The organism is Brevibacterium salitolerans, assembly GCF_039531405.1.
In the GTDB taxonomy this organism is placed as follows: domain Bacteria; phylum Actinomycetota; class Actinomycetes; order Actinomycetales; family Brevibacteriaceae; genus Brevibacterium; species Brevibacterium salitolerans.
Genome location: NZ_BAAAPZ010000001.1, coordinates 14,196 through 39,837, shown reverse-complemented (window position 1 = coordinate 39,837; position 25,642 = coordinate 14,196). Strand labels below are relative to the sequence as shown.

21 protein-coding genes are annotated in these 25,642 nt (G+C 71.7%); 12 read left to right on the top strand and 9 right to left on the bottom strand.

Annotation, left to right across the window (positions count from 1 at the left end; translation table 11 throughout):
* The first annotated feature begins 268 nt into the window (after nucleotides 1-268).
* From ABD240_RS00175 to ABD240_RS00165, 3 genes are read left to right on the top strand one after another with little or no spacing between them, the layout of a single operon-like run.
* Nucleotides 269-937 (top strand): hypothetical protein, encoded by a 669-nt coding sequence (locus ABD240_RS00175; RefSeq protein ID WP_344334278.1) that lies wholly within the window; start codon nucleotides 269-271, stop codon nucleotides 935-937.
* Nucleotides 934-2,379 (top strand): CpaE/TadZ family protein, encoded by a 1,446-nt coding sequence (locus ABD240_RS00170; protein ID WP_344334276.1) that lies wholly within the window; start codon nucleotides 934-936, stop codon nucleotides 2,377-2,379. The genes ABD240_RS00175 and ABD240_RS00170 overlap by 4 nt, the downstream gene beginning before the upstream one ends.
* The gene (locus ABD240_RS00165; protein WP_344334275.1) at nucleotides 2,376-2,849 is read left to right on the top strand and encodes a DUF6912 family protein; all 474 of its coding nucleotides are present in this window, start codon (nucleotides 2,376-2,378) and stop codon (nucleotides 2,847-2,849) included. The genes ABD240_RS00170 and ABD240_RS00165 overlap by 4 nt, the downstream gene beginning before the upstream one ends.
* Here ABD240_RS00165 and ABD240_RS00160 read toward each other — a convergent pair.
* Entirely contained in the window at nucleotides 2,781-3,236 is a 456-nt protein-coding gene (locus ABD240_RS00160) for a DUF2505 family protein (RefSeq protein WP_291795465.1), read from the bottom strand. The two genes, ABD240_RS00165 and ABD240_RS00160, sit on opposite strands and share 69 nt — an antisense overlap.
* A gap of 184 nt (nucleotides 3,237-3,420) precedes the next feature.
* Between ABD240_RS00160 and ABD240_RS00155 the strand changes: the two genes are divergently transcribed.
* A complete protein-coding gene (locus tag ABD240_RS00155) occupies nucleotides 3,421-8,301 on the top strand; it encodes an NAD-glutamate dehydrogenase (RefSeq protein WP_291795462.1) in 4,881 nt (1,626 codons plus the stop codon).
* Nucleotides 8,302-8,329: 28 nt separating this feature from the next.
* Nucleotides 8,330-9,853: a sensor histidine kinase gene (locus ABD240_RS00150; RefSeq protein WP_344334272.1), complete on the top strand. Its 1,524-nt coding sequence runs from the start codon at nucleotides 8,330-8,332 to the stop codon at nucleotides 9,851-9,853.
* Between the two features lie 116 nt (nucleotides 9,854-9,969).
* Here the strand turns inward: ABD240_RS00150 and ABD240_RS00145 are convergent, their stop codons facing one another.
* Nucleotides 9,970-10,218 (bottom strand): WhiB family transcriptional regulator, encoded by a 249-nt coding sequence (locus tag ABD240_RS00145; protein WP_291795457.1) that lies wholly within the window; start codon nucleotides 10,216-10,218, stop codon nucleotides 9,970-9,972.
* Nucleotides 10,219-10,407: 189 nt separating this feature from the next.
* Between ABD240_RS00145 and ABD240_RS00140 the strand changes: the two genes are divergently transcribed.
* A complete protein-coding gene (locus ABD240_RS00140; protein ID WP_344334270.1) occupies nucleotides 10,408-11,031 on the top strand; it encodes a gamma carbonic anhydrase family protein in 624 nt (207 codons plus the stop codon).
* 53 nt (nucleotides 11,032-11,084) lie between these two features.
* Nucleotides 11,085-12,527, top strand: a complete 1,443-nt coding sequence (locus tag ABD240_RS00135) for an NAD(P)H-quinone dehydrogenase (RefSeq protein ID WP_291795451.1) — start codon at nucleotides 11,085-11,087, stop codon at nucleotides 12,525-12,527.
* Nucleotides 12,528-12,606: 79 nt separating this feature from the next.
* Here the strand turns inward: ABD240_RS00135 and ABD240_RS00130 are convergent, their stop codons facing one another.
* The 3 genes from ABD240_RS00130 to ABD240_RS00120 form a co-directional block, all read right to left on the bottom strand.
* The gene (locus ABD240_RS00130) at nucleotides 12,607-14,406 is read right to left on the bottom strand and encodes an acetyl/propionyl/methylcrotonyl-CoA carboxylase subunit alpha (protein WP_344334267.1); all 1,800 of its coding nucleotides are present in this window, start codon (nucleotides 14,404-14,406) and stop codon (nucleotides 12,607-12,609) included.
* Nucleotides 14,407-14,590: 184 nt separating this feature from the next.
* Complete coding sequence (locus ABD240_RS00125) at nucleotides 14,591-15,370, bottom strand: Maf family protein (RefSeq protein ID WP_344334266.1); 780 nt, start codon at nucleotides 15,368-15,370, stop codon at nucleotides 14,591-14,593.
* Nucleotides 15,367-16,323, bottom strand: coding sequence for an SGNH/GDSL hydrolase family protein (locus tag ABD240_RS00120; RefSeq protein ID WP_344334264.1), 957 nt, complete (start codon nucleotides 16,321-16,323; stop codon nucleotides 15,367-15,369). The genes ABD240_RS00125 and ABD240_RS00120 overlap by 4 nt, the downstream gene beginning before the upstream one ends.
* Nucleotides 16,324-16,460: 137 nt before the next feature.
* Here ABD240_RS00120 and ABD240_RS00115 point away from each other — a divergent pair, with 137 nt between their 5' ends.
* Nucleotides 16,461-17,948, top strand: a complete 1,488-nt coding sequence (locus ABD240_RS00115) for an AI-2E family transporter (RefSeq protein ID WP_344334262.1) — start codon at nucleotides 16,461-16,463, stop codon at nucleotides 17,946-17,948.
* Between the two features lie 71 nt (nucleotides 17,949-18,019).
* Here the strand turns inward: ABD240_RS00115 and greA are convergent, their stop codons facing one another.
* Nucleotides 18,020-18,514 carry a transcription elongation factor GreA gene (greA, locus tag ABD240_RS00110; protein WP_291795313.1) on the bottom strand — a complete coding sequence of 165 codons (495 nt, stop codon included), beginning with the start codon at nucleotides 18,512-18,514 and terminating at the stop codon, nucleotides 18,020-18,022.
* A 287-nt stretch (nucleotides 18,515-18,801) separates the two neighbouring features.
* Nucleotides 18,802-19,260: a DUF4307 domain-containing protein gene (locus tag ABD240_RS00105; RefSeq protein ID WP_291795315.1), complete on the bottom strand. Its 459-nt coding sequence runs from the start codon at nucleotides 19,258-19,260 to the stop codon at nucleotides 18,802-18,804.
* A 198-nt stretch (nucleotides 19,261-19,458) separates the two neighbouring features.
* Here ABD240_RS00105 and mca point away from each other — a divergent pair, with 198 nt between their 5' ends.
* Both mca and ABD240_RS00095 read left to right on the top strand, forming a co-directional pair.
* Nucleotides 19,459-20,436: a mycothiol conjugate amidase Mca gene (gene mca, locus ABD240_RS00100; RefSeq protein WP_344334259.1), complete on the top strand. Its 978-nt coding sequence runs from the start codon at nucleotides 19,459-19,461 to the stop codon at nucleotides 20,434-20,436.
* Nucleotides 20,433-20,828, top strand: a complete 396-nt coding sequence (locus ABD240_RS00095) for a hypothetical protein (protein ID WP_344334258.1) — start codon at nucleotides 20,433-20,435, stop codon at nucleotides 20,826-20,828. Before mca ends, ABD240_RS00095 begins: the two co-directional genes overlap by 4 nt.
* Before the next feature lie 195 nt (nucleotides 20,829-21,023).
* On the opposite strand, the gene trhA is transcribed toward ABD240_RS00095, so the two are convergent.
* Nucleotides 21,024-21,800 carry a PAQR family membrane homeostasis protein TrhA gene (gene trhA / locus ABD240_RS00090; protein ID WP_344334257.1) on the bottom strand — a complete coding sequence of 259 codons (777 nt, stop codon included), beginning with the start codon at nucleotides 21,798-21,800 and terminating at the stop codon, nucleotides 21,024-21,026.
* Nucleotides 21,801-21,884: 84 nt separating this feature from the next.
* Between trhA and uppS the strand changes: the two genes are divergently transcribed.
* Nucleotides 21,885-22,673, top strand: a complete 789-nt coding sequence (gene uppS / locus ABD240_RS00085; protein ID WP_291795324.1) for a polyprenyl diphosphate synthase — start codon at nucleotides 21,885-21,887, stop codon at nucleotides 22,671-22,673.
* 265 nt (nucleotides 22,674-22,938) lie between these two features.
* Entirely contained in the window at nucleotides 22,939-24,258 is a 1,320-nt protein-coding gene (phoH2, locus tag ABD240_RS00080; protein WP_344334253.1) for an RNA 5'-3' helicase PhoH2, read from the top strand.
* Nucleotides 24,259-24,399: 141 nt separating this feature from the next.
* Here the strand turns inward: phoH2 and ABD240_RS00075 are convergent, their stop codons facing one another.
* The gene (locus ABD240_RS00075) at nucleotides 24,400-25,485 is read right to left on the bottom strand and encodes a type I restriction endonuclease (protein WP_344334251.1); all 1,086 of its coding nucleotides are present in this window, start codon (nucleotides 25,483-25,485) and stop codon (nucleotides 24,400-24,402) included.
* Nucleotides 25,486-25,642 lie beyond the last annotated feature (157 nt).

Sequence of the window (25,642 nt, the reverse complement as noted above, 5' to 3'; positions counted from 1 at the left end):
CGCTCATCCGTTCCACGGTGTCCGCGTGACGGGCGTCTGTATGACGGGGCCGGTGCGCGCGAGGCGTGCGCGGGGCGGTGGGAGAGGGGCATGGGTGCTGAGATAGGTGGTTGGCACCTGATAGGTGCCTGTATAGGGTAGACGGTATCACTTGGCATCGTTTCCTGCCATCCTCTCCCCTCCCCACACCGCAGCGGCCTGCACCGTCGCAGGGCCTGCGCCGCGGGCCGGGAGCGCGGCGGGAGCGGGACGACGAGGAGGTCGCACCATGGGAGCACTCACCGGCGCCGGACGCGCCCGGAGGGCGGAGCGGCTGCGCGCGCCGCGCTGGCGGGATCCGCGCCTCCTCGTGGGCGCCCTCCTGGTGCTCGTCTCCCTGACCGCCACCGTGCTGGTGGTCCGCGGGGTGGCGCAGACGACCCGCATCTGGGCGGCGGCCCAGCCGCTGGTGCCCGGCGCGGAGATCACCGAGGACGCGCTCGTGCCGGTGGAGGTGAAGCTGCCGGACTCCTCCGCGGGGTACATCTCCAGCGATTCGGCACTGGAGCCGGGCACCACGGTGCGCGCGGTGGTGGGAGAGGGCGAGCTCCTGCCGCTGTCCGCGCTCGTCTCCCTCGGCGACCTCACCGGGCGGGTGGTCTCCGTGGACGTCTCGGCGGTGCTGCCCGCGGCGGTGGACGCCGGTGCGGCCGTCGACGTCTGGGCCGCTGACGCGGGAGGTACGGAGGCGGCCGAGCCCGCGGAGATCCTGTCCGGTGTGGAGGTCATCTCCGTGGACCGGGGCGGGCGTGACCTCACCTCTGCCGGCAGCGGCCGGATCGAGGTCTACGTGCCCAGCGGTGAGATCGGCGCGGTCGTCCGTGCGCAGGCCTCCGGACACCACATCTCCGTGGTGGCGGTGCCGCGGGGCGGAGCGACGGCGGAGGCGGCGGGATGATTGACGTGGTCGTCGCCGTCGACGTGGAGTACGAGGCCGCGGTGGTCTCCGCCGTGTCCCGGCTGGCGGACGCCCAGGTCGTCCGCCGCCCCGCGGACGAGACGGAGCTCCTGGCCCTCGCAGCGGGCGGCACCGGGCAGGTCGTGGTGCTCTCGCGCTGGTTCCCGGGTGCGGACGCGGACGTGGTCGCCCGCCTGCTGGCGCTCGGCGGGCGGATCGTGGGATACGGGGACGACGAGGCCCTCTTCGCCCGCTGGGGGATCGCGCACACCGTGAGAGCGGGCGCGGAGGCCGGCGAGCTGGGTGCGGCGCTGCGGGACTGTGCGGAGGCGCTGCGCGTCCCGCCCCGGCCCACGTCACCGCCGGGTCGGGCGGAGGTCCCGGCACCGCGCTGCGCAGGGCCGGTGACGGCGGTGTGGGGCACGGGCTCCTCCCCGGGGCGCTCCACCGTGGCGGTCGTCGCGGCCCATCTGCTGGCCCGCACCTCGGGCCGCACCGTGCTGGTCGACGCGGACACGGTCTCGTCCTCGCTCGCCCCGGCGCTCGGCCTGCTCGACGACGCCCCGCAGCTCGCGGCGCTGTGCCGCCTCGTCACCGCCGGGGCGGCGGGGTCCGAGGCGGTGGGCGAGCGCCTGTCCCTCCTGGAGCCGGGCTTCGAGGTGGTCACGGGCCTCGCGCGTGCGGAGCGCTGGCCGGAGATCCGCGCCGGGGTGCTCACCGACGTCCTCGACCACCTGGCCGCGCGGGCGGAGCACGTCGTCGTCGACGTCTCGGACAGGATCGACCCGGACGATCCCTACGCGGACCCCCACTATGACAGGCACCAGGCCACGCGGTCGGTGCTCGACCGCGCCGACCACGTCCTGCTCGTCGCCTCGGCGGATCCACTGGGCCTGCAGCGTCTCGTGCGACTGCTCGAGTCCGAGCGCGCCCACGGTCTGCGGCGTCCTCGGGCAGTCGCCGAGGACGCCGCAGCGGGCCCCGGAGATGCTGCGGGCCACGAGGGAACGAGCAGCGGCGGCGAGGACGGCGGAAGCACGGGAAGCGGCCTCGAGGGCGGCCTCGGCGGGATCGCGGGGACCGGTTCCGGGGGCTGGGCGGGAGCCGGCGGACAGGAGGGCCCCGGCATGACCGTGGTGGTGAACAGGGTGCGGGAGAGCGCCGCCGGTCCGGGTGCGGAGGAGCGGATCCGCGGCGTGCTCGAGCGCTTCGCGGGTCTCACGGATCTGGTCCTGCTCCCGGAGGACAGGCCGGTCGTGGATGCGGCGGTGCTGAGCGGCCGCTCGCCGGTGGAGACCGCACGGCGCTCCGCCCTGGTGCGGGCGTGCGAGGAGCAGTTGCTGCCGCGGCTGCCCGGCGTGCGGCCCGGCCGGGCGCGGTCGCGGGGAACGGGGAGGGGCCGGCGCGGGCGCCGGGACGGGCGTGGGAGGATGAGCGCATGATCCGTGCATACCTCCCCCTCACCGGCATCGAGCTGGCCCGGCAGTGGCCCGCGCTCGCCCCCGCCGTCGCACTCGCGCCCGGCCGCAGCCAGCGGGCGCTCGGCGGAGAGGAGGCCGAGGTCTGGGAGTACCGGGCCATGCTCGCGGCCGCCGCGAGCATCGCGGAGGACGCTCTCGCCGCGGGCTGTCCGCGCGCGGTCCTCGCCTGCGACCTCCCGGACGGGGCGGACACGGCCGCCGTGCCGGTCACCGAGGGTGTGGTCGCGATCCCGGAGACCGTGGTGGACCCTGCCCGGGTGGTGAGCGTGCACATCGACGATCCGGAGGGCTTCGGCCTGCTGCCCGAGGACCGCGCGCAGGCCCTCGCGGCCCTTGCGGAGTCCGATCTCCTCTGGTTCGACTCAGGCGAGGTGGGCGACCTCGTGGAGCTGTTCGGCCAGCTGGGTGCGGACGACGGGCTCGAGGGCTGACTCGACCATCCCGCCCAGGAAGGGCACCGACGACTCGAGCTGCGCCTGCGCGCTCAGCACGGAACCGGACTCCTCGCCCCCGGCACGCACGTCCAGCCGCACCCGCACCTCGGCGGGCGCCCCCGGGACCGTGAGCACCAGTCGCAGCGGCTCCGCACCGGCGGCCTCCCCGGAGACCTGCACCTGCAGGCCGGCCTCGCCCCGGACGAACCGGGAGAGCGCATCCGGCAGCTGGTCCGCGCGGAGCGGGAGCACGGCCGTGAGGCCGTCGGCGGCGGGTGCGGCGGAGGAAGCGCCCAGCCGCTCCCAGGTCCGCGGGCTCAGCAGCGCGGACCGGGCGGCGGCGGGCGAATGGGGCGAGGCGACGTCGAGCGAGAACTCCTTCATGCGGACAAGTCTGCCGCATCCGCCGCGGCCCGCCGAACTCCTCCGCGAGCCGCACCGCGGTGACCGCGCCGGCCCTCGCGCCCACCGCTGCGACGGCCGGCGGGCGCGGAGGCCGCGCAGGGCATAGGCTGGAGCCGGGGTCGACGACGATGAGGCCCCTGCACCCGCCCGACCCGTATTCGAGGTGAATGAGTTGACCGAGGTCGACCTGACCGACATCGCCCGTGCATGGACAGAGCTCACCGGCACCACCCCGCCGGAGAATCTGCTCGCTGAGTACTACCCGCGACTCAGTCCCTCCGAGAAGAGACGCGTGGGACCGGCGGCGCTCGCCCGCATCGCCGCCGCGCACTGGGAGCTCGCCTGCGCCGAGGAGGGGGAGGGGGTGCGGATCGCCATCCGCAACCCCGCCCACGACGCCGTGGACTACACCGGCAGCCGCACCTTCATCGACATCGTGCTCGCGGACGTGCGCCACGCGGTCTCGACCGTCGTCGCGGAACTCACCCGGCAGGGCCTGGCCATCCGCGAGGTCCACCACCCCATCATGGCGGTGCGGCGCACGGAGTCCGGCCTGAGCGTGCTGCCGGACTCCCAGCTGGAGCGCGTCTCCACGGACACCTCGGTGCTGCCGGTGATCGCCCCCGGGCGGGAGGCGGACGGCGGACCCGGCCCCGTCTCCGAGTCCTGGATCCACGTCGAGGCCGACCGCGTGCCGGAGGAGGACTTCCCCGCTCTCACGCAGGCGCTCACGGAGGCGCTCGAACTCGCCCGCGCCGCGGATGCGGACCGCGAGCGCATGCAGGCCCGGGCGGAGGAGATCGCCGCCGAACTGCGCGCGCACGCTCCGCGGCCGGAGCTCGCCGCCGAGGCCGCCGAGGCCGCGGACCTGCTGGAGTGGCTGGGCAAGGGCTTCGTGTTCCTGGGCTTCCGGGAGTACCGGCTGGTCACGGACGGCGAGGACCGCAGCCTCGAACCCGTGCCAGGCACGGACCTCGGCATCTCCTCGCTGCGGCGGGCCTCCACCTCGCACCTCACGCAGGCGGTGGCGGACAAGGCGGAGGAGCCCCACGTCCTCGTCCTCACCGAGGCGAACTCGCGCTCCCGGGTGATGCGGCGCGGCTACATGGACTACGTGGGCGTGAAGCGGTTCGACGAGACCGGCGCCATCGTGGGCGAGCGGCGCTTCGTGGGCCTGTGGACCAACCGCCTGTACTCCGCCTCCGCCCTCGAGGTGCCGGTCATCCGCGAGAAGGTGGGCTCCGTCCTCCGCAGCTCGGGGCTCGCGAAGGACACCCACGCCGGCGACGAGCTGCTGGGCGTGCTCGAGTCCTACCCCCGCGACGACCTGTTCTACGCCTCCACGGAGGAGGTCCGGGCGACGGCGATGGCGGTCATCGACCTCCAGGAGAAGCACGAGGCGCGCGTCTTCCTGCGCCGCGATCCCTACCAGCGCTACGTCTCCGTCCTCGTCTACCTGCCCAAGGACGTCTACGACACCGCCGCCCGCAAACGCGTGCAGAAGGTCCTCCGCGAGTACTACTCGGCCTCCGAGGTGGACTACGACGTGCTCCTCACGGACTCCGCTCTCGCGCGGCTGCACTTCACGGCCCGCGTACCGCGCGACGCCCAGCTGCCGGAGATCGACGAGGCGGAGGTCGAGTCCCGCATCGTCGCCGCGCTGCGGTCCTGGAACGAGGACCTGTGGGAGATCCTCGCCCCGGCCGCGGAGAAGAGCCCGCTCTCCTCCGCGGAGCGCGCACGCCGCTGGGCCGAGGCCTTCCCCGGTGCCTACAAGGCCACGCACACCCCCGCCCGCGCGGTGGCCGACAGCGAGCAGCTCGAGCGCCTGGGCGCCGGTTCCGCGCCCGTCGTGGAGGTCCGTCCCCGCGGCGACTCCGAGGTGCTGCTCGTCCTCTACAGCGCAGTGCCCGTCACCCTCACCACGGCGCTGCCCTACCTGGCGAACCTCGGGGCCGAACTCCTCGACGAGAAGCCCTTCGAGGTCCGCCCGGCCGGACAGGACTCGGTCTGGATCTACGAGTTCGGCCTCGCCTTCCCGGCGATGCCCGGACCCGAGGTGCTGGCCTCGCTGCGCGACGGCTTCGCCGCGGCGTGGGCGGGCCTGCGCGAGACCGACGGCCTCGACCGCCTCCTGCTCTCCGGACTCCGGTGGCAGGAGGTCAGCCTCGTCCAGTCCTTCGCCAAGTACCTCCGGCAGGCCGGCTTCACCTATTCCGACGCCTCCATCGCGGAGGTCTTCACCTCCGTGCCGGAGCTCACCCGCGACCTCCTCGAGGTCTTCGCGGTGAAGTTCGACCCGGACCGGTCCTTCCCCACCCTGCAGGCCCGGGCCGAGGCCGCGCAGGAGGCTGCGAGCGCCCTCGAGCGGCGGCTGGCGGACGTGCCCTCGCTCGAGGTGGACCGTGTGCTGCGTTCCGCCCTGGAGATGGTGGGCGCGGCGGTCCGCACGAACTTCTACCAGCCCGCGGACGGTTCTCTGCCGGAGGCCGTCGTCATCAAGCTGCGCTCGACGGAGCTGGACTTCCTGCCCAAGCCGCGCCCGGCCCTGGAGGCATGGGTGCACTCGCCCCGGGTCGAGGGCGTCCACCTGCGGTTCGGCACCGTGGCACGCGGCGGTCTGCGCTGGTCCGACCGCCGCGACGACTTCCGCACCGAGGTGCTGGGACTGGTGAAGGCGCAGATGGTGAAGAACGCCCTTATCGTGCCCACCGGCGCCAAGGGCGGCTTCTTCCCCAAGCGGCTGCCGGACCCGGCGCTCGACCGCGAGGGCTGGGCGGCGGAGGGGCAGGCCGCCTACGAGGTCTTCATCTCCTCGCTGCTGGACGTCTCCGACAACCTCGAGTACTCCTCGGACCTCACGGAGACCGTCGTGCGGCCGGAGCGCGTGGTCGCCCACGACGGCGACGACCACTACCTCGTCGTGGCCGCGGACAAGGGCACGGCGCGGTTCTCCGACGTGGCGAACGGGATCGCGGAGCGCCGCGGCTTCTGGCTGGGCGACGCCTTCGCCTCCGGCGGCTCGACCGGCTACGACCACAAGAAGATGGCGATCACCTCGCGCGGCGCCTGGAAGTCCGTCGAGCGGCACCTGCGCGAGCTGGGCATAGACGCGGCGAACGATGACTTCACGGCGGTGGGTATCGGCGACATGAGCGGCGACGTGTTCGGCAACGGCATGCTCCGCAGCCGGCACATCCGGCTGGTGGCGGCCTTCGACCATCGCGACGTGTTCCTGGACCCGGATCCGGACGCGGCGGTGGGCTTCGCGGAGCGGCAGCGGCTGTTCGACCTCCCGCGCAGCTCCTGGCAGGACTACGACCGCTCGCTCATCTCCGCCGGCGGCGGGGTGTTCTCCCGCAGGGAGAAGGCGATCGAGGTGAGTCCGCAGGCGGCCGCGGCGCTGGGCATGCCCGCCGGTCCGCACACCCCGGACCAGGTGATCAGCGCGATCCTCGCAGCTCCCGTGGACCTGCTCTACAACGGCGGGATCGGCACCTACGTGAAGTCCCGCGAGGAGTCCCACGCCGCCGTGGGTGACCGTGCCAACGACGCGATCCGGATCAACGGCGCGGACATCCGCGCACGGGTCGTGGGCGAGGGCGGCAACCTGGGGGCGACCCAGCTGGGACGCATCGAGGCCGCTCTGCACGGGGTGCGCCTCAACACGGACGCCGTGGACAACTCGGCCGGCGTGGACAGCTCGGACCACGAGGTCAACATCAAGCTGCTGCTCGCCGCGCTCATCCGCGCCGGCGAGTTCGCGGAGTCCGAGCGGGTGGACGTGCTGGAGTCGATGACCGACGAGGTGGCGGACCGCGTGCTCGCCAACAACTACTTCCAGAATCTCGCCCTCGGCGAGGCGCGGGAGTCCTCCCTCGTGATGACGGAGACCTTCCTGCGGCTGCTGCGGTACCTGGAGCGCGAGGCGGACCTGGACCGCGCCGTGGAGTTCCTGCCGTCCGCGGAGGAGCTGCGCGAGCGGGCGGAGACCGGGACGGGGCTGACCTCGCCGGAGCTGGCCGTGCTGCTGGCCTACGTGAAGATGGACGCGGCGGCCAAGATGCTCGAGTCCGGGGTGCCGGACGAGCCCTGGACGGCGGGTCCGCTGGCGGACTACTTCCCTCCCAGCCTCGAACCGTACGCCGGGCACTTCGCGGAGCATCCGCTGCGCCGGGAGATCTCCACCGCGCGCATCGTCAACGCCGTGGTGGACCGGGGCGGCCTCACCTACCTGTTCCGCCTCCAGGAGGAGACCGGGGCGGCCCTGCCGCACCTGGTGCGCGTGTTCACGGTGGTGAGCGAGGTCTACGGCCTCGACGCGCACCTGGACGCGATCTGCGCGCTGGACAACGTGGTGGCGACCGAGGTGCAGAACCGCATGCTCGCCTCCGCCCACCGCCTCCTGGACCGGGCCTCCCGGTGGCTCGTCCACCAGAGCCCGGAGACGCTCGACGTGGACGCGGGCATCCAGACCTACCGCGGGGTTCTCGCCCGGCTGCGGCCGCAGCTCACGGAGTTCCTGCGCGGGGAGTCACGCGAGGCCTACGACGCGGCGAAGGCCGAGTACGTCGCCCTGGGCGTGCCGGAGGATCTCGCGGGACGTTCGGCAGGCCTCCTCGAGGAGTTCTCGCTGCTGGACATCGCGCAGACGGCCGCGCGCACGGGGGAGGATCCGGCCGAGGCCGCCCGCGTGTACCACGCCGTCTCGGACATGGTGAGCGGTTCGCGCCTGCTCATGCTCATCCGCGGGCTCGATCGCTCCAGCCGGTGGACGGCGCTGGCCCGCGGCGCGCTGCGGGACGACTTCTACCAGGCCCTCATGTCCATCACCATCGCGGTGCTCGAGGACACCGAGCCCGGCGGCGGCGCGGCACGCGTCGACGCCTGGCGCGCGCACGCCTCGGCGGTGCTGGACAAGGTGCTGGACATGATCGCGGAGCTGGGCGAGCTCGACCACGTCGACCAGGCCCCGCTGTCCGTCCTCCTGCGCCAGATGCGCGGCATCGTGCGTTCGGCGGAATTCAGCAGGGAGACGGAATGAGGGCCGGACGTCCGGACAGGGGGAGCGAATGAGCGTGCTGGGACAGCTCCGCGAGAGCGGGTTCGACGAGGGGGACCTCGAGCGCCTGCACCTCCTCATAGGGGACTGGCAGCTCATCGCGGACCTCTCGTTCGCGGACCTGGTGCTGTGGGTGGACCGCAGGCAGGCGGCGGGGCGGCCCGAGGACGGGGACGGCCCCGATTTCGTCGCCGTGGCGCACTGCCGTCCCACCACCGGCTCCACCGTCTTCCCGGTGGACGCGGTGGGGGAGAAGCCGCCGCCCCGCCACCGGGAGCTGCTCGTCCGCGCCCTCACGGAGGGCGTGACGGTGATCGCGGACGACGACGGCTCGCAGTTCGCCAAGGCCGATGTGGTGCCGGTGCGCCACGACGGCCGCATCATCGCGGTGCTCACCCGCCACACGGAGGAGTCCAAGCGCAGCGGGGTGTCCCGGTTCGAGCGGAACTACCGCGCCTGTGCGGCCTCGCTGCTGGACATGGTGGGGGAGGGCTCGTTCCCGCCCCCGGAGCTGCCCTCGAGCGCCAAGCGCGGTGAGCCCCGGGTGGGCGACGGCCTGCTGCTGCTCAACCGCGAGGGGCGGATCCGCTACGCCTCGCCCAACGGGGTGTCCGTGCTCTACCGGCTGGGGTCGGAGGGGGACATCGAGGGCCGCTACCTGGCGGACCTCGTCGACGAGCTGGTGGCCCAGCGCGGCACGGTCGACGAGTCCCTGCCGCTGGTGCTCACCGGCCGCGCCCCGTGGCGCTCGGAGATCGAGTCCGGCCGGGCCAGCATCTCCCTGCGCTCCATCCCGCTCATGCGGGAGGGCAATCGGACCGGGGCGGTGATCCTCGCCCGGGACGTCTCGGAGATCCGCAGGCGCGAGCGCGAGCTGCTCAGCCGCGACGCGATGATCCGCGAGATGCACCACAGGGTGAAGAACAACCTCCAGACGGTCTCCGCGCTCCTGCGGCTGCAGGCGCGCCGGGTGTCGTCCGCCGACGCCCGGTCGGCCATCGAGGAGGCGATGCGCAGGGTCTCCGTCATCGCCGTCGTCCACGACGCGCTCAGCCAGTCGATGGACGAGTCCGTGGAGTTCGACGACCTGGTGGACCGCGGGCTGCGGCTCACGCCGGACCTGTCGTCCCCGCTCGTGGACCTCGAACTCACGCGCTCGGCTAGCTTCGGGCCCATCGGCGCCGAGGACGCCTCGCCGCTGCTGCTGGCAGTGACGGAGCTCGTCACGAACGCGGTGGAGCACGGCTTCCCGGTGGACGGCGAGAACCCGCAGCCGGTCTCCGGCTCTGTGGAGGTACGGCCGGAGAGGCACGGGAACCATCTGCGCCTGCGCATCCTCGACGACGGGGCCGGGCTGCCCACGGGAACCGGCCGGACCCCGCAGACCCCGCCGGGCAACGGCCTCGGCACCCAGATCGTGCGGACGCTCATCACCTCGGACCTGCGCGGTTCCATCGAGTGGCACGAGCGGGACGGCGGCGGCACCGAGGTCGTGATCGAGGTGGACCTCACCCCGGTGGAGCCCCGGGCCTGAGGGCAGGGAGAAGGCCGAGGGCCCGTCCTGAGGACGGGCCCTCGGCCTGGGTCTCCCGGCAGCGGATCACCGCTGCGGCGTGCGGCGCGGGCTGGGCGGCGAGCCTGCGGTGAGGCTCAGCCTGCGCGGCGGGCGCGGGCGGCGCGGCGCTTGAGCGCACGGCGCTCGTCCTCGCTCATGCCTCCCCAGACGCCGGCGTCCTGGCCGCTCTCGAGTGCCCACTGCAGGCAGGTCTCCACGACCTCGCAGCGGCGGCAGACCTTCTTGGCCTCTTCGATCTGAAGCAGAGCGGGGCCGGTGTTGCCGATGGGGAAGAACAGCTCAGGATCCTCATTCAGACACGCTGCACGATGGCGCCAGTCCATGGATTCCTCTCGGGAGTAGGGGGTGCCCGCGTCCTGACCCTCGCGGAGTGCCGGGAGGGGCTTCGGAGCACGAAGACTACGGGCGGTAGAAACGGTGTGCCCCCAGGATCACACGCGGGACAGACCGCCACAAGACGTTCGGCGTGTGAAGTTTCTGACAGGAAACAAGGTGTGATTGGATTGACAGGCATGAGCCGAAACCACGCTGAGGGCACTGCCGCCCCCGCCTCCGCACCGTCGTCCTCCGCACCCGCGGCCACCGGCCCGGTCCGTCCCGGCCGTCTTGGAGACGTCCGCCTCATCGAGGTCGACGGCCGTGCTCCGCAGATCCATGAGACCGCATTCGTCGCCCCGGGCGTCACGCTCATCGGCGATGTGCGCATCGGCGCGCGCGCCTCTGTGTTCTACGGCTGCGTGCTGCGGGCCGAACGCGCCTCGATCACGATCGGCGAGGACACCAATGTGCAGGACAACACCGTCATGCACTGCGATCCGGGCTTCGACGTGCGGGTGGGCTCTCGCGTCTCGATCGGCCACGCCGCGATGATCCACGGCTCCACGGTCGAGGACGACTGCCTGATCGGGATGAAGTCGACGGTCCTCAACGGCGCGGTGGTGGGCTCCCACACCCTCGTCGCCGCCGGTGCGCTCGTGCTCGAGGGCGTCGAGATCCCGCAGGGCTCGCTGGTGGCGGGAGTGCCGGGCAAGGTCCGCCGGGAGCTCGACGAGGAGGGCCTGGCGCACATCGACCGCAACTGGCGCAGCTACCGGGAGATCGCGCAGATCCACACCGAGCGCTCGGTGGTGCTGTAGGCGGTGCCGTAGGGGATGTCGGCGAGCATGCTGGGCTCTGACACAATGGCCCGGTGAAGAATGTACTGGATCGCTCGCAGAACCGTGTCGTCATCATCGGCGCCGGGCCCGGAGGCTACGAGGCGGCCCTCATCGCCGCACAGCTGGGCGCGGACGTCATGCTCATCGAACGCAACCGCTGCGGCGGCTCCGCCGTGCTCACGGACGTGGTGCCCTCGAAGTCGCTCATCGCGACCGCCGAGGTGATGGGCCAGTCCAATCGCGGCGGGGACTTCGGCCTGTGCGCCTCGGCCGAGGAGCTCCCGGCGGGCGGGTCCGAGGGGCCGGGCCCCGTGAGCGCGGACCTCTCGGCCATCAACCGGCGGATCCTGGGCCTGGCGGACGCGCAGGCGACGGACATCCACGACGGGCTCGTGCGAGCCGGGGTGAAGGTGATCGGCGGTTCCGCCCGCATCGTGGGCCGCGGACGCGTGGCGGTCACGGAGACGACCGGTGCCGAGTACGAGCTCGAGGCGGACACGATCCTCGTCTCCGTCGGAGCGCATCCCCGTGAGCTGCCCACCGCGCTCCCGGACGGGGAGCGCATCCTCACCTGGACGCAGCTGTACGGCCTCGAGGAGATGCCCGAACACCTCGTCGTCGTGGGCTCCGGCGTGACCGGTGCAGAGTTCGCCTCCGCCTACAACGAGCTGGGCTGCAGGGTGACCCTCGTCTCCTCCCGCGACCGGGTGCTGCCCGGTGAGGACGAGGACGCCGCGGAGGTGCTGGAGAACGTCTTCCGCTCCCGCGGCATGAACGTGCTCTCGCGCTCCCGCGCGGACTCCGTGGTGCGTGACGAGGAGACCGGCGGCGTCGTCGTCACGCTCGCCGACGGCCGCATCGTCAAGGCCAGCCACTGCCTCATGGCGGTGGGGTCCGTGCCCAACACGGATGAGGTGGGACTCGACACCGTGGGGATCCTCCGCACGGAGAGCGGCCACATCCAGGTGGACGGCGTCTCGCGGACCTCCTCGCCGGGGATCTACGCCGCCGGCGACTGCACCAACGTCATGCCGCTGGCCTCCGTCGCGGCGATGCAGGGGCGCATCGCAATGTTCCACGCGCTGGGCGATGCGGTGGTCCCGCTGCGGCTGCGCAACGTCGCCTCGAACGTGTTCACCCAGCCGGAGATCGCGACGGTGGGCTTCACCCAGTCGGACTACCGCAACGACGCCCATGACATCGAGACGGTCACGCAGCCGCTGCACACGAACGCGCGTGCCAAGATGCTGGGCATCGAGGAGGGCTTCGTGAAGATCTTCTGCCGCCGCGGCTCCGGCTCTGTGATGGGCGGCGTGGTGGTGGGCCCGCGGGCCAGCGACCTCATCCTGCCCATCACGATGGCGGTGGAGAACCGGCTGACGGTCGATCAGCTCGCCTCCACGTTCGTGGTCTACCCCTCGCTGTCCGGCTCCGTCACGGAGGCGGCGCGGAAGCTGCACCACCACCAGGCCTGAGCAGGGCTCCACACACAGCGCACCCCGCACTCATCGAGTGCGGGGTGCGCGGCGTTGTCAGGGGACTGCCGTCCCGCGCTCAGTCCTCGAACTCGATGAGCATGTCCCCGGAGCGCACGCCGGCGCCCGCTGCCACGGCCACGGACTTCACCACGGCGTCCTGCGGCGCCTTGAGCGGCTGCTCCATCTTCATCGCCTCGATGACGGCCAGCCGGTCACCGGCGGAGACCCGGTCCCCGGGGGAGACGTCCACCGCGACGATGGTCCCCTGCATGGGTGCGGTGAGGCCGGAGATGTCCTGTGCGACGGTGGTGCCGCGGCGGGAGATCCGGCGGCTCCTCCGCCGCTCCGGCGCAGGAGGAGCGGCGAGGGCGGCGGGCACGCAGACCGTGAGCCGGTGCCCGTCGACCTCGACGACGACCTCGACGTCCTCCGCCGGGGCGGCCGCGCCGTTCTGCTCGGCAGGAGTGAGGGAGGCGGTCCAGCCGGGCATGAAGTCCTCCTCGAGCCAGCGGGTGTGCACCGTGTGACCGCTGCCGGCGAAGGCGGGCGCGTCGACGAGCGCGCGGTGGAGGGGGAGGAGCGTGGCCACTCCCTCGAGCCGGTACTCGTCCAGCGCGCGGCGGCTGCGGGCGAGCGCGGCCTCGCGGTCCTCACCGGTGACGACGAGCTTCGCGAGCATGGGGTCGAAGTCCGTGCCCACGTGGAAGCCCTCCGTCACGCCGGAGTCCATGCGCACGCCCGGGCCCGCCGGCTCGCGGCAGGCGGTGATGGTGCCGGTCGAGGGGAAGAAGCCCCCCGCGGGATCCTCCGCGTTGATGCGGAACTGGAAGGCGTGCCCGCGGGGCGCGGGGAACGCCTCCGGGAGTCGCTCTCCCGCGGCGATCCTCAGCTGCCAAGCGACGAGGTCCACACCGGTGACCTCCTCCGTGACGGTGTGCTCCACCTGGATGCGGGCATTGGCCTCCATGAAGGACAGGCGGCCGTCCGCGCCGAGGAGGAACTCGCAGGTGGCGGCGCCCACGTAGCCCACGTGGGAGAGGATGCTCGCCGAGGCCTCGGCGAGCACCTGCTCCTGTTCCGCCGTGAGGCCGGGGGCGGGCGCCTCCTCGACGACCTTCTGGTTGCGGCGCTGCAGCGAGCAGTCGCGGGTGGAGAGGACGCGGACGGTGCCGTGGGCGTCCGCCAGGCACTGGGTCTCGATGTGACGGGGCGCGACGATCTGCTGCTCGATGAGGCACTCGCCGCGGCCGAAGGCGGCGGCGGCCTCACGGGAGGCGGCCTCGAACGCGGTGGGCAGCTCGCGGGCGTCCGCGGCGGTGCGGAAGCCGCGCCCGCCGCCGCCGTGCACGGCCTTGACGGCCACGGGGAAGCCGATCTCCTCGGCGATGCGCAGGGCCTCCTCGACGCCGTCCACGGCGCCGGCGGAGCCGCGGGCGATGGGAGCTCCCACCGCCTCGGCGACGGCACGTGCGCCGGTCTTGTCGCCGAGCGCGGTGATCGCGGACTCGCTGGGTCCCACCCAGGTGAGGCCGGCGGCGGTGACGGCGGCGGCGAACTCGCCGCTCTCCGCGAGGTAGCCGTAGCCCGGGTGCACGGCGTCCGCGCCCGCGCGGTGGGCGATCGCGAGAAGGGCGGGGATGGAGAGGAAGGTCTCCTGGGGGCCGGTGCCCTCGAGGCGGTAGGCGTCGTCGGCCAGCTCCACGTAGGCGGAGCGGGCGTCCGCGGCGGTGTAGACCGCGACGGAGGCCAGCCCCAGGTCGCGGCATGCGCGGATGACGCGGAGCGCGATCTCACCGCGGTTGGCGATCAGCACGCGGGTGAGGGGGCGCGATCCGGATGCGGGTGCGGGGGCGTCCGTCATCGGCATTGCGGTCATCGGTTCTCCTCGGCGGGTGGAAGCAGGGGCTCAGCTGCGGAGACCGCAGCACGACTGCTGGACAGCCTCGCCGAATATATGGGTGAACGCGAACCCTTTGTCGGATGCCGACAATTCCCGGCGCTGCGCTTCGCACGGAGGGGAAGTGCTGTGGTTTTCGGCCCGTGCGGGGCCGCTCCGCGGTTCAGGGGCGCGCGGTGCCCCCGGCCTCGGGGGTCGCCGCGCCGGTCATGGCCGCGGCCGCGGTCCCGCTCGTCCAGAGATCCGTCCAGCGGAGGCCCATCTCCATGAGCATCCGGCGCAGCAGGGGCAGGCTCAGGCCGATCACATTGTGGTGATCGCCCTCGATGCCGGTGACGAACGCGCCGCCGAGGCCGTCGATCGTGAGCGCGCCCGCCACCTCGAAGGGCTCCTCGGTGGCGATGTAGGCCTCGAGCTCCGCGTGCGTGGGGGAGGCCAGGTGCACCGTCGTGGCGGCGGAGGAGGCCCGGTGATCGGCGAGGTGCCAGGGGGCGTCTGCCGTCTCGCGGGTGAGGAGGCCCGCCCAGTGCGCGCTCCAGAGCACGGGCGAGGTGCCGGCCATCCGCGCCCAGAGCGCGCGGGTGCGGTCGGCGGTGTGCGGCTTCCCGACGGCCTCCCCGTCCAGCTCGAGGACGGAGTCGCAGGCGACGAGGACGAGTGAACGCGGAGCCTGGCCGTCGCCGCGGTCCGCGAGCTCCGGCAGCAGAGGGGCGGGATGCGTCGCTGTGAGGGCGTCTGCCACGGCGCGGGCCTTGGCCTCGGCGAGGATGCCCACGAGTTCGCGCACGGAGGCCCCGGGATGTGCGGCCTCGAGCGCGTCCTCGTCCACGGCGGACGCGTGCACGAGGGGGTCGATCCCCGCCGAGCGCAGGATGCGCCGCCGTGAGGGCGAGGCGGAGGCCAGGAGCAGGCGGGGTGCGGTGGGGACGGGGGAGGCGGTCACAGGTCGTCGTCCTCGGAGTGGGGAGCGGGCGGAGGTGCAGGAGGGGCCGCGGAGCCGGAGTCCTCCAGCTCCGCCTCGGGAACGGGGACGGAGGCGCGGGGGGAGTCCATGCGGTCGGCGAGCGCGGTGAGCACCGCAGCGGCCAGCTGTGCGCTGCCCAGGCGGCTGGGGTGGTGTCCGGAGGGCGCCAGCAGGCCCACGCGGGTGGTGCCGGAGAGGATCCGGGTGGTGGACAGCGGCAGAGCGCCCGCGGCGACCGCTGCGAGCCACTGGGAGCCGGCGAGCACGCGGGAGTAGCGGCGGACGACGGTGCGCAGGGGATTCCGCATCCCCGGGAGGGAGGAGAGGTTGGGGCAGCACAGGACGATGACGGCATAGCCCTCGCGCTGCAGCCGGGTAAGCGCGGAGGTGAGCACGCCCAGCGAGATCGAACCGGTGACGGGGTGCAGGACGTCCCCGGTGCCCATCGAGACGACGGCGATCCGGAGCTCGCCGGCCCGTGCCTGGTGCGGGTCCGCGAGCACCCGGTCGACCTGGTCGGCCACCTCGTCGGCACGGGCGGACGGCCGGGCGCAGGCGGACAGGCGCACGTCCGCACCCGTGAGGGCCGCGAGGCCGCGCGCCATGAGCGCGGGCGGGTCCGCGGGTCCCGTGCCCGCGACCCAGGAATCGCCGATCACCGCGAGCGCGGCCTCGGGGGAGGCGGTGCCGTGCGGGTCAGGGGGTGCGCTCCGGTGGGACGCGGGCCCGCCGTGGGCGTCGTGCACGCCGCGGGCCGCATCGCTGCGGACCACGCTCCGGTGGACCTGTGCGACGCCCTCCGGGCCGCGTGCGGCGTCGAACTCGCGCCGCAGGCGGGCGGCCTGCGCGTTGAGCAGTGCGGTGCCGGCGCTGGCGAGCACCACCGGCACGCCCAGGAACGCGACGACGGCTGCCGTGGCCCTGCGTCGCATGCCGTCTCCTCTCCACTCCGCGTCCGTGCCGCCTAGAGCCTATCGCCGTCGGCGGTGATGGCGGGGAAGCGGGTATTCCCAGCGTTCCCGCTGACTTCCACCCCGCAGAGTGTCCGCTGCCGTACTAGTCTGTGAGCATGGCAGAGGAGCAGAGACCAGGCGTTTCACAGCGCCTGCAGAATGCATGGCGCGGACTCAGGAGCTTCCGGGGGGAGCCGCAGGGAGGTCCGCTGCTGGGGGCGCCCGCGGCGGGCCCGTTGGAGTTCTCGGAACCCACCGAGGACGAGCTGGGCAGGGGGGCGTACGAGCCGTACGTCTCCCCGTCGATGAGGCTGGCCGCCGCGTGGAGCTGGCGGGGGATCGTGGTGGTCGCGGCGATCGGAGTGGCCGGCTGGCTGCTGTCCAAGGTCTCCGTCGTGGTCATGCCCGCGCTCATCGCCCTGCTGCTGGCGGCACTCCTGAGCCCGCTCAACGGTGTGCTGGTCCGCAAGGGCTGGCCCAAGGCGCTGGCCGCCGCGACGGTGTTCGTGGGCTTCATCGTGCTGGTGGCCGGTCTGCTTGCGCTCGTGGGGCAGCAGATGGTCGTGGGCTTCCAGGACCTCTGGGGCCAGGTCGTCAAGGGCTTCCTCACGATCTCCGACTGGCTGAACTCCAATCCGTTCGGGCTCGACTCCTCGATCATCTCCGAGCAGCTCGACGCGGCCGTGGACCAGGGCGTCCACTACCTCGAGAACAACGCCTCCAACCTGGCCGGCGGCGCGGCCGGCGCGGTGATGAGTGTGGGCAGCTTCTTCACCGCGCTCGTCCTCACCCTCTTCACCGCCTTCTTCCTCATCAAGGACGGGCGGCAGATCTTCTCGTGGGGCATCCGGCTGCTCCCCGAACCTGCGCGGGCCAAGACGGAGGGGGCGCTGCTGCGCGGCTGGCAGACCCTCGTCCAGTACGTGCGCGTGCAGATCATCGTCGCCGGGATCGACGCGATCGGGATCGGCCTGGGCGCGTTCATCCTGGGCCTGCCCCTGGTGATCCCGCTGACGCTCATGGTCTTCATCGCCTCGTTCGTGCCCATCGTGGGCGCCGTCCTCACCGGCGTGATCGCCGTCCTGGTGGCTCTGGTGTCCGACGGCTTCGTCACCGCGATCATCATGCTGGCGATCGTCCTGGCGGTGCAGCAGATCGAGTCCAACGTGCTGCAGCCCCTCATCATGGGCCGTGCGGTCTCCGTCCACCCGCTGGCCGTGGTGCTCGCCGTGGCCGCGGGCGGCTTCCTCGCCGGCATCCTGGGCATGGTCTTCGCCGTGCCGGCGGTGGCGGTGGCGAACACCGTCGTCAAGAGCTTCGTGGGGCGCGGGGACGAGGTGGTCGAACTGGACGAGGACCCGGAGACGGACACCGGCCCCGCCGCCTCCGCGGAGACGACGGCGGACAGAGCTGCGGCGAAGGCTGCGGAGAAGGCGGCCGAGGCCGTGGGTGCGCGCGTCCCGGAACAGGCGCGCACGGGTGAGGCCGCGGACCCCGCCTCCGCCGGCGACGGAGACGCGGCAGGCGGCCCCGGGCGCGGCATGGGCGAGGCGCCCGGCGACTCACCGGCGGACGGTGGGGGCGGCCGGCCCTCGGGCGGCTGACTCTGCGCGCAGAGACGGCGAGGGGCCGGCGGGAAGGATCTTCCCGCCGGCCCCTCGCCGTTCCCGTCGGCTCAGGAGAAGGGCTCGACCTTCTCCACCGTGACGGTGATGGACTTGCCGTTGGGCGCCTCGTAGGAGGTCGACTCGCCCACCTTGGTGCCGTTGACGGCGGCACCGAGCGGGGAGGCCTCGGAGACGACGTCGATCTCCGAGTCCGTGCCGACGATCTCCCGGGACCCCAGCAGGAAGCGCATCTCCCTGCTGGCGACCTTGGCGGTGATGACCGTGCCCGGCGAGGCCGCACTGAGGTCCGTGCTGGCTCCGCCGACCTTGGCGTGACGGAGGAGGTGCTCCAGCTGGCGGATGCGGGCCTCGATCTTGCCCTGCTCCTCACGCGCGGCGTGGTAGCCGCCGTTCTCCTTGAGGTCGCCCTCCTCGCGCGCCGCATCGATCTTCTCGGCGATGTCCGCACGGCCCTGCACGGAGAGATTCTCGAGCTCCTGCGAGAGCCGGTCGAAGGCCTCCTGGCTCAGCCAGGTCTCCTCTCCGGTGACTTCTTCCGTCATTTCTCCTCCTAGTGTGCGAAAGGCCCGCCTGGAGTGCGGGCCCGGACTCGCAGGCCCCACGGCCCGCGTTCCTACAGTGAAGGATCCCGGAGGCAACGTCTGCCATCCGGGATCGTTCCTGAGACCGGATCCTATCGGGGAGTGAGCGTCATCTCAACCGGAGTCCCTGTGCATGTCCTGAGCGACGAGCGCAATGCGACCTGTTCCGGCAGTGCGGGCGCCGCTGCGGCTGCGGTGCCGTGTGGGCCCCGCACCGGACCCGGGCGCATCCGCTCAGAGGGTCGTCCTCACTGCGGCGGATCGTCCGCGTACCAGCACGTGTCGAGGTGGCCGCTGGAGGCCAGCTGGGTGGTGGCGATCTCCGCGTGGAGGGTCACCGGCCGGGTGGTGTCGGCCTGCGGATCCGCAGGCACCTCCATCTCCACGTAGCCCACCACGGCATCGCGCTCGCTCACCGCCTGGACGCCGCAGACGATGTCTCGCTCCTCGTCCGGCACCACGGAGACCGTCGCGAGGGTGAGGGTGGAGTCGACGACGTCATAGCTGATGTTCTTGGTGCCCTGGGGGGTGCCCGTGGGGGCGAACGCGAACCATGCGGTCACCCCGCAGGCCACGAGGAGAGCGGCGACGACGGCGAAGGCGGCCGAGCGCTTCAGCGGTCTGCGTCCCCGCTCGCCGGGAGCGGCCGGCGGACGTGCGGGCGTGCGCTTGCCGTAGCGGGAGGAGAGGTCTGCCTGTGCGGTCACGCCCCCATTCTCGCAGACGCCGGAGCGTGCGCCGCACCGGCCTCGGGCCCGCTCGTCCCCGCCCTCGCTCCGGGTCCCCGGGGCCGGGTCCGCCGGGCGGTTCCTGAAGCTCCGCTGAGGTGCGGTCGCGCCGCGCACCGACTACCCTGTAGGGGCCTGTGCGCACCCCGCGCGCAGGAACTGCACGACGGAGGACTCATGCACAAGCGGGAAGCAAGACAGCCCGGCCCCTACGCCGGACTGCGACTGCTCGCCGTGCACGCGCACCCGGACGACGAATCGTCGAAGGGCGCTGCCACGACAGCCAAGTACGCGGCGCTCGGTGCGCAGGTCACGGTCGCGACGATGACGGGCGGCGAGGCCGGCGACATCCTCAACCCCGCACTGGAGGGATCCCCGGCGGCCATCCGCGACATCGCGGGCCTCCGCAGGGAGGAGATGGCCGCGGCCGCACGAGTGCTGGGTGTGGACCACGCCTGGGTGGGCTACGTGGACTCCGGCCTGCCGGACGGCGACTTCGACGAACTGCTCCCCAAGGGCGTCTTCTACCGCGTGCCGGACGACGTGGCCGCGCGTCCCCTCGTGGAGCTCATCCGGCGCCTGCGCCCCCAGGTCGTGACGACATACGACGAGCTGGGCGGCTATCCGCACCCGGACCACATCAAGGCGCACATCGTGACGATGCTCGCGGTGGAGCGCGCGGCCGATCCGGACGCCAACCCGGAGCTGGGCGAGCCCTGGCAGGTGCAGAAGGTCTACTACAACCAGGACCTCTCCGGGCGGAAGTTCCTAGCGATCCACGAGCGGATGCTGGCCGACGGCCTCGAGTCGCCGTTCGCGGAGAGACTCGACTGGTTCGCGGAACGTGATCGGGAGCGCCACACCTGGCTGTCCACGAGCGTTCCGTGCGGTGAGTTCATCGACGTGCGGGACCGTGCGCTGCTGTCCCACGCCACCCAGATTGACCCCAACGGCGGCTTCTTCGCGGGGCATCGGGAAGCGGCCAAGAAGTACTGGCCCTACGAGGAGTTCGAGCTGGCCCTCGACCTCACCGGCCGTGAGCCCCTGCCGCACGAGGACTTCGTCGAGAGCGACCTGTTCGCGGACGTGCTCTACGACTCCGGCGAACGGGTCCCCGCCGATCTCCTCATGGTGCGGCAGGAGGTCGCAGGATGAGCGCCGCGTCCGTGGCGCACGCGCTGACGGGTATGTGGGCCTCGGGCCCGGTGACCCTCGCCGCGCAGTCCCCGGCGCCGGGGGAGTCCGCCCCGCCCGGTGAGGGCGCCTACCCCGATGCGGAGCTCGTGACCCCCGGCACCATCGGCTTCGTCGTGACGTTCCTCCTGGCCGTGGCGGTCGTGCTGCTCGCGCGGAGCCTGCTCAGGCGGCAGCGTGCGATGCGCGCACGGGAGGGCGTGGTGCGCAGACATCCTATCCCCGTGGAGCGGGAGACGCGCAGGGCGCAGGAGCACGCCGCGCCGGCGCAGACGGCCGGGTCCGCACAGACGGCAGAGCCCGCGCAGTCCCCGGAGGACGACGCAGCGGGGACGGCCGCCGAACACCGCTGAGGCCGCTCGCACGCCGCTGACGGACGCACCCCGCCTCCCTGTGTGACAGGGGAGGCGGGGTGCTGCTGTGCGGTGCGCCGGCCTCGGGCGCGGGCCCCTCACCGGGCCGATTCCCGAACCGCACCGGGACGGCTGACCCGCCGGTGCGCGTTCTGAGCCTGCGGAACGCGCACCGCGTTCGAGTCGGGACCGGCCTCAGTAGTGATGCGAGGCCGCGACGAGGAGTGCCGCGAGGTGGCAGCCGTAGCCCAGCACCGTGAAGGTGTGGAAGATCTCGTGGTAGCCGAACACGCGCGGAGCGGGATCAGGCCGCTTGATGCCGTAGACCACGGCCCCTGCGATGTAGAGCGCGCCGCCGGTGACCACGAGGATCCCCACGGGGAGGCTCTCCGTCCAGATGCCCGGCACGTAGCCCACCCCGGCGAGGCCGATCGCCACGTACACCGGCACGAACAGCCAGCGCGGTGCCGTCGTCCACAGGAGCCGGAAGCCCACGCCCAGCAGGGCGCCCGTCCACATGACGGCCAGCAGGGTGATCGCAGAGCGGGGCGGCAGGCACAGCACCGCCAGCGGTGAGTAGGTGCCCGCGATGACGAGGAAGATGTTCGCGTGGTCGAAGCGCCTCAGCAGCAGCTTGATCCGCGTCCGCCACCGCCCTGTGTGGTACACGGCGGAGGTGCCGAACAGCAGCATCCCGGTCACCGCGAAGACCGCGGCGGCCAGGCGCGAGGGAATGGTGGGGGACACGATGACGAGGGCGAGCCCGCCGAGGACGGCGAGGGGGAACGCCGCGGCGTGGATCCAGCCGCGCCAGCTGGGCCGGATCTGCCCCGCCAGCTTGGTGAGCTCCTTGCGGAGGGCCGCGCGCCGGTGGGAGCCGCGTCCCGGGGCGGGCGGCGCGGCGGTCGAGGTGGGCGGGCTCGTGCCCGGTGCGGTGCCCGGCGCCGTTTGGTGATCGGTGAGGAGGTCCATCCTCTGATAGTAGAGTGAGGGCCTGAGTACGGCCTCGGCAGAACGCCCGGCCTTCGCCTCACGCACTTCCCAGGAGACCGCCGCATGCAGCCCCAGCCCCCGAGATGGCTCTACCGTCTCTACAACAGGCGGATCGCAGCGGGGCTGGAGCCCACCGGGCGTCTGCCCCGTCACGTGGGCGTCATCACGGACGGCAACCGGCGGTGGGCCAAGGAGTTCGGCCAGACCACCGCGGACGGGCATCGTGCCGGGGCGCAGCGGATCCTCCAGTTCATCGACTGGTGCGACGAGCTCGGCATCGAGGTCGTCACCCTCTACGTCCTCTCCAAGGAGAATCTGCAGCGCAGCGAGGAGGAGGTCTCCGTGCTGGGCGCGATCATCGGGGACCTCGTCGACGACATCGCCGGCCGCGACGGCTGCGAGGTGCGTCTGGTGGGCGATCTGGGCCTGCTGCCGGAAGGGCTGCGGGAGAGGCTCACGGCGGCCGCGCGCTCCTCCGCGGGTCGCGAGAACGGGCGGGAGCCCGCGCGGATCCGGGTGAACATCGCAGCCGGCTACGGCGGACGGCAGGAGATCGTGACGGCCGTGCGTGAGCTGCTGCGGGAGGGCGAGGCCGCCGGCATGAGCCTGTCCGAGGCGATCGAGAGCGTGACGGAGCAGGGCATCTCCGAGCACCTGTACACCAAGGGCCAGCCGGACCCGGACCTCATCATCCGCTCCTCCGGGGAGCAGCGGCTCTCCGGGTTCCTCATCTGGCAGAGCGCCTATACGGAGTTCTACTTCTGCGAGGTCTACTGGCCGGCCTTCCGCCGCACGGACTTCCTGCGTGCGCTGCGCGACTACGCGGAGAGGGGCCGGCGCTACGGGAAGTAGGCTCTCGCTTCCTGCGCTTCCCGCCGGTGTCTCAGTCTGCATCGGAATCTGCCGGGATTCTCGATGCGGATGGAGACATGGACGGGACACCGGCTCTTCACGCAATCGTCATGCGACGCACTCCCCGGTCTCTGCGGACACGGGGTGCTCCGGCGCTAGCGTGAGGAGCGTCGGCAGGAAGCCGGCTCGGGCCCACACCGCGGCGGTGGGCAGCGCCTGAGTCGAAGACGGGGCGCACGCGGCCGCGCGGTGCGGCTCCGATCCGATGACGCAAAGGGAGCTCCCTGTGAGCACATCCGTCACGTACGTTCTCGACACCTCGGTCCTCCTCGCGGACCCCCGGGCGATGTTCAGGTTCGCCGAGCACGAGGTGGTGATCCCGCTGGTGGTGGTCTCCGAGCTGGAGGGCAAGCGGCACCATCCGGAGCTGGGCTTCACGGCGCGCCGTGCGCTGGGGCTGCTCGACGAGCTGCGGGAGGCGCACGGCCGGCTGGACGCGCCGGTTCCGGTGGGGGAGGACGGCGGCACGGTGCGGGTCGAGCTCAACCACATCGACGCCTCGGCGCTGCCCCTCGCCTTCGATCGCAGCGAGAACGACACGCGCATCATCGCGGTGGCGCGGAACTTGCAGGCGGAGGGCGACTCCGTCGTGGTCGTCACCAAGGACGTGCCGATGCGGGTGAAGGCGGCGTCCCTGGGGCTCGCGGCGCAGGAGTACCGCAACGAGCAGACCGCGAACGCCGAGTACACGGGCATGGCGGCGCTGGATCTGAGCGAGGAGGAGATGGGCCGGCTGTTCGAGACGGGCCGGCTGCACACGGACAGGGCGGACGGCGAGGTCGTGGGCACCGGTCTGGTGCTCTCCAGCCCGCGGGGCTCCGCGCTGGGGCGGCTCACGAGCCCGGGTGCGATCAAGCTGGTGCGCGGGGACCAGAACGTCTTCGGCGTGCAGGGGAGGTCCGCGGAGCAGCGCGTGGCGATCGACATCCTCAGCGACGAATCCGTGGGGATCGTGAGCCTGGGCGGCCGCGCGGGGACGGGGAAGTCCGCGCTGGCGCTCATGGCCGGACTGCAGGCGGTGCTCGAGGACCGGACGCACTCGTCCATCAAGGTCTTCCGGCCGCTGTACGCGGTGGGCGGGCAGAACCTCGGCTACCTGCCCGGCAGCGAGGGCGAGAAGATGAACCCGTGGGCTGAGGCCGTGTTCGACACCCTGGGTGCGCTGGTGAGCCAGAACGTCATCGACGAGGTGCTGCACCGGGGCATCCTCGAGGTGCTGCCGCTCACCCACATCCGCGGCCGTTCGCTGCACGACTCCTTCGTCATCGTCGACGAGGCGCAGTCACTGGAGCGCGCGGTGCTGCTGACGGTGCTCTCCCGGCTGGGCACGAACTCCCGGGTGGTGCTCACCCATGACGTGGCGCAGCGGGACAACCTGCGGGTGGGGCGCCATGACGGCGTCACCGCGGTGGTCGACAGGCTCAAGGGCCACCCGCTCTTCGCACACGTGACCCTCATGCGCTCGGAGCGCTCCGCGATCGCCGCCCTCGTGACTGAGGTGCTCGAGGAGTACGAGCTGGTGTGAGGGTGGGCTCGCGGCGCGTGCCTGGGGCGTCGGGCGCGGCGGTCCCGGTTAGTCGCCCGCCGCACAGCTCTCGCTCAGTGGTCGTTCCACTTCGCTAGTTTGCCGAACCGACGAGGTGGAACGACCTCTGAATGGTGGCCCTTATGCGTAGCGAGCAGCTGCCTGCAGAAGCTGGTCGGAATACTGATAGATCTCCGGAAGGCCGTTCAGATAGATGAGGGTCCCCTTCTTATTCTCGTCGAGGAGCTCGAGACGAAGATTATCTGTGTTGTGGAAGTGGAAGCGACAGATGGGCTTTCGATTGTTGTCGTCAAGAAGTATGCCGCAATAGGACTTCGTGTCGCGCATGGTGATGCGTGTGGGATCATACTCGCGGCTGAGAATCGCTTGGACGATGAGATGACCCTGCATCTCTTCTGCGGTTGTGATGATGTCCGGCTGCTGTCCGTTGTCCTCCTCGTCGGAGTCCTCCTGCCGGAGTTCCGGTGCAGGCCCCTTCACGCCTTGGCTCCCGCCCAGTGCGGTCTGGAGGCGATAATTCACCTGGTCCGAGATGAACTGCAGGTATCCCTTCGCTACGAGAGGAGTGAGCTGTTCTCGAACCTTGGCGGTGAGGCGTCCGCTGTAGATCCGCGGAAGGATGACGCTGGCTATGTCATCGGACATCTCGCGAGCTTCCGCTGCAAACTCTCGTTTGGCGGCGGAGACATACTTCAGCTCCTCCGCAGCCGACAGGACGGACTCGAGGTCGAAGTTGGTCTTGCGCAGTTTCTCGAGTTCAGGGAAAAGGCTGGAGTCAAGATCGTCCAGCTGCAGCTCCAGGAACGGTCTCGAATCCATTTTGTTGGGCGCATCGAGGTCAGTGTAGAGCTGGTATTGATTTCCATTCGTCAGTATGGCGATTCGCGCAGAAGTGACTGTAAAATATCGGAAGAGTTGTGCGGCGTTCTCAAGGTTCAGTGCTTCGCCGACCTTCTTGCATTCGATAAGGATCGCAATCTCGTCGTTGTTTACGATTGCGAAATCCACCTTCTCACCCTTCTTCATGCCAACATCCGCGACGAACTCCGGAATCACTTCTGTAGCGTCGAAGACATCGAAGCCGAGAACGTTCTGAATGAACGGCATGATGAGGGCTGTCTTGGTCGCTTCTTCGGTGGAGAGTGAGTCTCTCGTGCGCTCGAGCTTCTGGGCAAGATTGCTGAGCTGGTCGGCGATGTTGGACATGTGGTCTCCTTGGCGGCTTCTGTACGGGTAGTGCGCGCTGCGGAACTTGATGATGAAGGGGGTCCCCTCCGTCTTTCGCGACAGGCGATCTCACTTCCGCATAGTACTGGATCTGGAGCGTTTGCCGGGCCGCTGGGAACGACAACGGCGCCTGAGC